The organism is Shewanella sp. ECSMB14102, assembly GCF_000813075.1.
Lineage (GTDB): Bacteria > Pseudomonadota > Gammaproteobacteria > Enterobacterales > Shewanellaceae > Shewanella > Shewanella indica.
In genome coordinates this window covers 39391-45897 of record NZ_JWGX01000054.1, presented here as the reverse complement: position 1 = coordinate 45897, position 6507 = coordinate 39391, and the positions used below count along the sequence as shown (strand labels likewise).

Annotated in this window: 9 protein-coding genes; 2 read left to right on the top strand and 7 right to left on the bottom strand. The window is 50.3% G+C overall.

Features of this window, described 5'->3' with window-relative positions:
• Positions 1-141: 141 nt before the first annotated feature.
• Complete coding sequence (locus tag RC73_RS16645; RefSeq protein ID WP_039035710.1) at positions 142-693, top strand: gamma carbonic anhydrase family protein; 552 nt, start codon at positions 142-144, stop codon at positions 691-693.
• A 5-nt stretch (positions 694-698) separates the two neighbouring features.
• Here the strand turns inward: RC73_RS16645 and RC73_RS16640 are convergent, their stop codons facing one another.
• On the bottom strand, positions 699-971 hold the full coding sequence (locus RC73_RS16640; protein WP_039035709.1) for a DUF1488 domain-containing protein: 273 nt from the start codon (positions 969-971) through the stop codon (positions 699-701).
• Positions 968-1789, bottom strand: a complete 822-nt coding sequence (gene aroE / locus RC73_RS16635; protein WP_039035708.1) for a shikimate dehydrogenase — start codon at positions 1787-1789, stop codon at positions 968-970. The genes RC73_RS16640 and aroE overlap by 4 nt, the downstream gene beginning before the upstream one ends.
• A gap of 125 nt (positions 1790-1914) precedes the next feature.
• On the opposite strand from aroE, the gene RC73_RS16630 reads away from it, so the two are divergent.
• Entirely contained in the window at positions 1915-2346 is a 432-nt protein-coding gene (locus tag RC73_RS16630) for a group II truncated hemoglobin (protein WP_039035707.1), read from the top strand.
• A gap of 33 nt (positions 2347-2379) precedes the next feature.
• Here the strand turns inward: RC73_RS16630 and hemF are convergent, their stop codons facing one another.
• From hemF to dprA, 5 genes are all read right to left on the bottom strand, one after another.
• Positions 2380-3294, bottom strand: a complete 915-nt coding sequence (gene hemF, locus RC73_RS16625) for an oxygen-dependent coproporphyrinogen oxidase (RefSeq protein ID WP_039035706.1) — start codon at positions 3292-3294, stop codon at positions 2380-2382.
• A gap of 25 nt (positions 3295-3319) precedes the next feature.
• Positions 3320-3883: an L-threonylcarbamoyladenylate synthase gene (locus RC73_RS16620; RefSeq protein ID WP_039035705.1), complete on the bottom strand. Its 564-nt coding sequence runs from the start codon at positions 3881-3883 to the stop codon at positions 3320-3322.
• A gap of 82 nt (positions 3884-3965) precedes the next feature.
• Positions 3966-4529 (bottom strand): DNA topoisomerase family protein, encoded by a 564-nt coding sequence (locus tag RC73_RS16615; RefSeq protein ID WP_025889805.1) that lies wholly within the window; start codon positions 4527-4529, stop codon positions 3966-3968.
• A 458-nt stretch (positions 4530-4987) separates the two neighbouring features.
• Positions 4988-5464 carry a DUF494 family protein gene (locus RC73_RS16605; protein WP_025889803.1) on the bottom strand — a complete coding sequence of 159 codons (477 nt, stop codon included), beginning with the start codon at positions 5462-5464 and terminating at the stop codon, positions 4988-4990.
• Positions 5465-5466: 2 nt separating this feature from the next.
• Positions 5467-6483 carry a DNA-processing protein DprA gene (gene dprA, locus RC73_RS16600; RefSeq protein ID WP_039035703.1) on the bottom strand — a complete coding sequence of 339 codons (1017 nt, stop codon included), beginning with the start codon at positions 6481-6483 and terminating at the stop codon, positions 5467-5469.
• Between the last annotated feature and the right edge of the window lie 24 nt (positions 6484-6507).

Genomic DNA, 6507 nt, shown 5'->3' with positions numbered 1-6507 from the left:
CGCATTATAGGGAGCCTGAACTTTTGTGCAAGGGCTTTTTAAAAGAAAACTGCTGTTTTTGGCTTACTTGCTGAGAATTTGTCCTGACCTGCCACTTTTTAATCTTTATAATGGCGAAAACCATTCATTTAAGGACTTTTTATGGCCAATTCTCTCAGATCTTACCAAGGTACCAAGCCAAAGTTGGCCGAAGGCGTCTATGTTGATGGAGCTGCGGTTCTGGTAGGTGACATCTTTTTGGATCAGCACGCCAGCGTTTGGCCCATGGTGGCTGCCCGGGGTGACGTCAATCATATTCGCATCGGCAAACGCAGCAGTGTTCAGGATGGCACAGTCCTGCATGTTAGCCGTAAGTCTCCGGCCAACCCCGAAGGACACCCGCTGCTCATCGGCGATGATGTCACCATAGGGCACAAAGCCATGCTTCACGGTTGCAAGGTAGGTAATCGAGTATTAGTTGGCATGGGAGCCATTATTTTAGATGGCGTCATCATCGAAGACGATGTGATTTTAGGTGCAGGTTCCTTGGTGCCTCCCGGTAAGGTACTAAAGAGTGGCTTTCTCTATATAGGCAGCCCGGCCAAACAAGCCCGCCCCTTGACCGAGGCCGAACGCCAATTTCTGCCACAATCGGCAGACAACTATGTCCGCCTTAAAGATGAGTACCTGGCCGAGCAAAGTAGCACTGACTAAGAAAGTTATACTGACTCAGGTAACTCTATCTCACCTGAGTCATTGAAGCATTCCTGCTCAATCAGCGCCTCGGCTTCATCCTCGAAGTCGAAGCGCCACTGTTCAAACAGGCTCAGGATCTCTTGCTCTTCGAGAACAACCTTGCCACTTATTTGCTGCATACGTTGTAAGCCAACATAACAAGGAATATTGACCCCTTGCTGCTGGGCCATAAACTTGAGCCTGTTTGATTCGGCTTGCCACTGACACAAGTCGCTGAAGATGATCCCCTGATTCATGAGGCCTCTCCTTTTAATTCTTGCCGCAGACTCTCGAGTACAGGCTCAACTTTGGGCATGACACCTCGCCATAAATAGAAACTTCTAGCCGCCTGTCCCACCAACATTCCTAACCCATCCAGTGTTTTTGCCGCCCCTTGCTCGGCAGCCCAGCAATTGAACGCGGTTGTTTGTGCCGAATACATCATGTCGTAGCAATAGCTATGATTGGCAACCACGGTTACGGGAATATCCGGCAACTCACCATGTAAACTGGCTGAGGTGGAATTGATAATGAGATCATAACCCTCATAGAGTTCATTTCGCCTCAACGCCTGTAATTGCTGTGGCGCAATAGCCGCCAGCACCTCGGCCTTACTGTATGTTCTATTATAGATATCAATATGGCCGACACCGGCCGCCAACAGAGAAAGCAGACAACCCCTGGCAGCCCCACCAGCGCCGAGCAGCAAGACCTTTTTATCCTTCAGTATCAGGTAACGACTGAGATCGGCCACCAAGCCGTAGCCATCGGTATTGTCACCCCGAATTCTGCCATCATCCAGTTTAATCAGGGTATTCACTGCGGCGGCGGTTTCAGCTTCCTGACTCAACTCATCACAGAGTTGAAAGGCTTGTTCCTTGAAAGGCACAGTGACATTGGCGCCCATCCCCCCGGCAGCAAAAAAAGCCGTGACACTGCCACTGAAGTCATCGATTGGCGCCAGAATCGCTTGATAGCTTAGGTTTTGCCCTGTCTGAGCGGCAAAAGCTGCATGGATAGCGGGTGATTTACTGTGTTGAATGGGATTGCCAAAGACGGCATAGCGGTCGGTCATCTGTGCTCCAGAGCAATGGAAGATGTATCAGTCTACTCAGCGGCCCAAGGCCAGGCAAGGCTGCCGACCTATGGGGCTTTCAGTGTATACTGGCGCCAAAATCGACAACAAGATTCAACACGCAAATGAACTGGCTAAAGAAAATTCTCAATCGTAAACCCGAGGCTGAGCGGGACCCCACTCAGTCCAACGCCTATGATCTGATCGGCGGCGACGAAACGATACGCGCCATAGCCAAGAGCTTTTATCAGCAGATGCAGACGCGGCCGGATACTCAGGAACTTTTGTCCATACATCAGGCTCCGCTGGCACAATCTGAGCAGAAGTTATATGAATTTCTCAGTGGTTGGTTGGGAGGGCCTCAGCTGTATCAAGCCAAATATGGCCACCCGGCGCTTAGAGCCAGACATATGCCGTTTGCCGTTGATGAAAGAATGCGTGATCAGTGGCTGTTATGTATGAGGGCCTCACTGGAGGCCAACTTGAAGGATCCCGAACACAGGAAGGTGATTTTCAATGCTATCGCTCAGTTAGCAGACCATATGCGTAACCAATAAGCCAGATTAAGGCTTATTGGTTACCCTCACTAACTATTCGGTGAGCCAATCCCTGGGATGTAAAAAATCACTGTAGAGCCTGGCTTCGGCAGAGCCGGCTTCGGGTTCATAGGCGTATTGCCAGCGAACCAAGGGCGGCATCGACATGAGTATTGACTCGGTTCGGCCGCCGGTTTGCAGCCCAAATAGAGTTCCTCTGTCATAGACCAGATTGAACTCTACATAGCGACCACGGCGATACAGTTGGAACTCACGTTCACGCTCGCCATATTCGGTATCCTTACGCCGCTCAACAATGGGGGCATAGGCAGGTAAGAAACCGTTTCCGACAGCTTGCATGAAAGCAAAGCACTGCTCAAAGCCACCTTCATTGAGGTCATCGAAGAAGAGGCCACCGACACCGCGAGTTTCGTTTCTGTGTGGCAGGAAGAAATACTCATCGCACCATTTTTTGTACTTGGGGTATACCGCTTCGCCGAAAGGCTCGCAAATCGCTTTGGCTTGCTGATGCCATTCGCGTACGTCCTCAAGGAAGGGGTAATAGGGGGTCAGGTCGAAGCCACCACCAAACCACCAGACGGGATCGGCACCTTCTTTGCGGGCAATAAAGAAGCGCACATTGGCATGGGTAGTAGGAATATAGGGATTACGCGGATGGATAACCAGTGAAACCCCCATAGCTTCAAAACTTCGTCCGGCCAACTCAGGCCTGTGTGCCGTTGCCGAGGCAGGCATGGCCGCGCCTTCTACATGGGAGAAGTTCACCCCGGCCTGTTCAAACACGTCACCGCCGTTAAGTACCTTACTGATACCGCCACCGCCCTCGGCCCGTTTCCAGGCATCGGTAGTAAACTCAGCTTTGCCGTCCAGTCGTTCCAGTCCTTCACAAATCTGTTGTTGCAGTTGCATCAAGAATGCTTTTACCTGGTGAGAATCAGGTGCCGTCATGCTCGCTCCTTCTTGCTTGGAATTATTAGCCATTACGCAGGATCTGGCCGCTGCGAATATCTATGATGGTGGAAGGTTGGCGCTGCTGCCCCAACTCTCCTTCGATAAGGGCATCTATCTGCCCGGCAAACGTTGTTTCAATATCATTCACTGTCAGAGCCGGCGACTCACCCGCCAAGTTGGCACTGGTGGATACCAGCGGCTTGCCCAAGGTATCACACAACTCCCGAACAACCGGATGGGCCGACACCCTGACGGCAATAGAATCAAAATGACCACAAAGCAGTTGGCTCATTCCCTGACGCACCGGCATAACAAAGGTAAAAGGTCCGGGCCATTTGGCAAACGCCTGCTGCAGTTGTTCATCACTCAGTTGAGACTCGTCCAGATAGGGTTGCAACTGCCGATAGTCACTGGCAACCATGATAAGCCCCTTGTGCCAGGGACGCTGTTTAATGTCGAGAATTCGGGAAACGGCGGCTTCATTATCGGGATCGCATCCCAAACCATAAACAGCTTCGGTGGGATACGCTATGACCCCTCCATCCAGAAGCAGTTGCTTACTCCTGGCGGCGAGCAAGTGCAGCATTGAGAGTACCTTTTATAGAGACAAAGACGGCTGAGCGCCCTCGGCGACAGCGGAGGTGATTATAGTCACATATTGAGCCGGATCACAGAGTTCGCTTGTACTTACATTCCTTACGGGGACATTCCAGTCTATCGCCGGCAGCGCCCTTACGTTCTACCAGAATACCGAAACCGCATTCAGGACAAGCCTCTGCCCGAGGAGGAAAATTCACCAGAAACTTGCACTTGGGGTAGTTGCTGCAGGCATAGAAGCTCTTGCCGAACTTACTGGTTCTATGCTCAAGCACTCCGCTATTACACTGAGGACAAGGCACTTTTTCAGCCTCTTCCTGCTGATCGTGTCGCTCGATATGGGTGCATTGCGGATACTGGGTACAACCAATAAAAATACCAAAGCGCCCCGACTTGACCGCCAACTCGTGACCACACTGGGGACACTCGGAGCCGGGAATAGGCTGGGAGTCGATGGATTCGTGCTGCACCAAAGGCCGGGTGTAATCGCACGCTGGATAATTATTACAGCCAATGAAACCACCATGCTTACTGTGGCGCACGGAGAGCTCACTGCCGCACTTGGGACAAAGTTCATATTCTTTTTCGAGCGCGTGCGCCCGAGCATTAAACAACTGCTGGTCTATCTTGGCCATGACACATCTCGCTGTTAAAAGAGTTAGGCGAACATTTTACCAGCGCCACACGGATAAAGGGAGTCGAGTTGATGACCACACTCACTGAAAGACTCAGCCGGCAAGAACAGATAGTGAAATAGCCTTCACTTCAGGAAAAAGTTACATAGGTTGGAAACTGTCGTGGTCTTTTTCAGAAAGGCTTATCGCTCTCTTTTGCGGAATGATAAAAATTGAAGTATTCAGACAATGGGGAAATGAAGATAACTGCAGCCAAAAAGATTGCCCAACTTTCTGAGAATATCCTGAAAGCGAATTGAATTGATACCGGCCAAGACAGGCAATAACAGCACATATATCTTGCAGCTGCTCTTTTTGCTCAAGAATCTCAGCACATCTCGTTTGGTGCCAGAGCGATATAAAACCACTTCACATTAGCCATACTATTCGTGCTGAGATTGTCGAATGTAAACTGCCGTTCAGGAGTGTAATCGACCTTCTTCTGGTTGCTCGAAGATAAGATCTTCCATCTGCTCATAGGCAGACTCATTACCGGGCGCATTAAACAATACCATCAGAATCACCCACTTGAGGTCTTCCAACACCATAGCTGGCTCGTCCAATTCCATCACCCTATCGATAACCATTTCCCGGGTTTGCACATTCAATACCCGAATCTGCTCCAGGAACAATAGGAAACCACGACACTCGACGTCCAGTTTCTCCATTTCATCTTTGGTGTAGATGCGGAAGGAATGTTGAGTATGCCCTCTAAGGTAGGGAGTATCGCTCTCCTGCAGTTCGGCCAACCGCTCAAGCCAGGAAAGCGCCTTGATGATTTCGGACTGATGGAAACCGGCACGGGTGAGTTCTTTGGTCAACTCATCTTCGTCGACCAACATTTCAACTTCACTATGAACATAGTTTTCAAACAGATACATGAGGATATCAAACATGGCTATTTCCTCTTAAGTCTAACGTAACCACCGGGTACTGCGGCAACCCAACCTTGCAACTCAAGTTCAAGCAATTGTTCCAACACCAGATCCAACGTTATTCCACTATGCTCAACCACCACATCCAAAGGTGTGGTCTCATAATCTACACTAGCTAACAGCGTTTTAAATGGCAACTCAGAGTTCTCACTTGGTTTTATATGGTGACTCTTGCGCAAGTCTTCAAGGTGGCAGCTACATAAAGGCGCCAACTCTTCCACTATATCGGCCACCGACTCCACAAGTTTTGCCCCATTACGAATTAAATCGTGGCATCCCTGGTGTTCATCGCCCATAACTGAACCTGGAACTGCAAAAACCTCTCGACCTTGCTCTGATGCCAGGCGAGCACTGATCAGTGAACCACTGCGCCGACGAGCTTCTACCACCAAGGTTCCCATTGCAAGGCCGCTGATTATACGGTTTCGTTTGGGAAAATTCCCGGGAAATACACCGACGGAGGGCCAAAGTTCACTGATAACTGCACCATGTACTTGAATATCATCATAAAGAACCCTATGCCTTCGAGGGTAAATTTCGTCAATTCCGGTACCTAGTACCGCAATGGTTTTGCCGGTTGCCGATAAGGCTCCCCGGTGAGCTGCGCCATCTATGCCGGCAGCCATACCACTGCATACGCTGATGTTCAAGGCATCCAGTTCGGCGCCCCACTGCCAGGCAAGCGACAAACCGGCGCGGCTGGCATCTCGGCTGCCGACCATGGCCAGCGCGGGTTGCAGCAGGGTTTCAACCTGTCCTTTGACGAACAAAATCGGAGGAAAGTCAGGAATATGTTTCAAGAGAGGCGGATAAAAAGGATCGTCAGGACAGATTAGATATCTACCCTCGGCACCCTGCTGCCATTGCAAGGCTTGGTCAACTTTTTCAGGAGCCAACTCCAAGCGTTGGAGCTGTGTCTGGTTTATTGGCAAAGACTGGGGTTCATGTTCCAGCCTCTGTCTCAACTCAGCCACATCCATGTGCAAGAGTAATTGCCTTATCCG

Excerpts from the sequence above, each read along its gene's own strand:
- RC73_RS16645 (WP_039035710.1), top strand. The coding sequence starts at position 142 with ATGGCCAATTCTCTCAGATCTTACCAAGGTACCAAGCCAAAGTTGGCC.
- RC73_RS16640 (WP_039035709.1), bottom strand. The coding sequence starts at position 971 with ATGAATCAGGGGATCATCTTCAGCGACTTGTGTCAGTGGCAAGCCGAA.
- aroE (WP_039035708.1), bottom strand. The coding sequence starts at position 1,789 with ATGACCGACCGCTATGCCGTCTTTGGCAATCCCATTCAACACAGTAAA.
- RC73_RS16630 (WP_039035707.1), top strand. The coding sequence starts at position 1,915 with ATGAACTGGCTAAAGAAAATTCTCAATCGTAAACCCGAGGCTGAGCGG.
- hemF (WP_039035706.1), bottom strand. The coding sequence starts at position 3,294 with ATGACGGCACCTGATTCTCACCAGGTAAAAGCATTCTTGATGCAACTG.
- RC73_RS16620 (WP_039035705.1), bottom strand. The coding sequence starts at position 3,883 with ATGCTGCACTTGCTCGCCGCCAGGAGTAAGCAACTGCTTCTGGATGGA.
- RC73_RS16615 (WP_025889805.1), bottom strand. The coding sequence starts at position 4,529 with ATGGCCAAGATAGACCAGCAGTTGTTTAATGCTCGGGCGCACGCGCTC.
- RC73_RS16605 (WP_025889803.1), bottom strand. The coding sequence starts at position 5,464 with ATGTTTGATATCCTCATGTATCTGTTTGAAAACTATGTTCATAGTGAA.
- dprA (WP_039035703.1), bottom strand. The coding sequence starts at position 6,483 with ATGGATGTGGCTGAGTTGAGACAGAGGCTGGAACATGAACCCCAGTCT.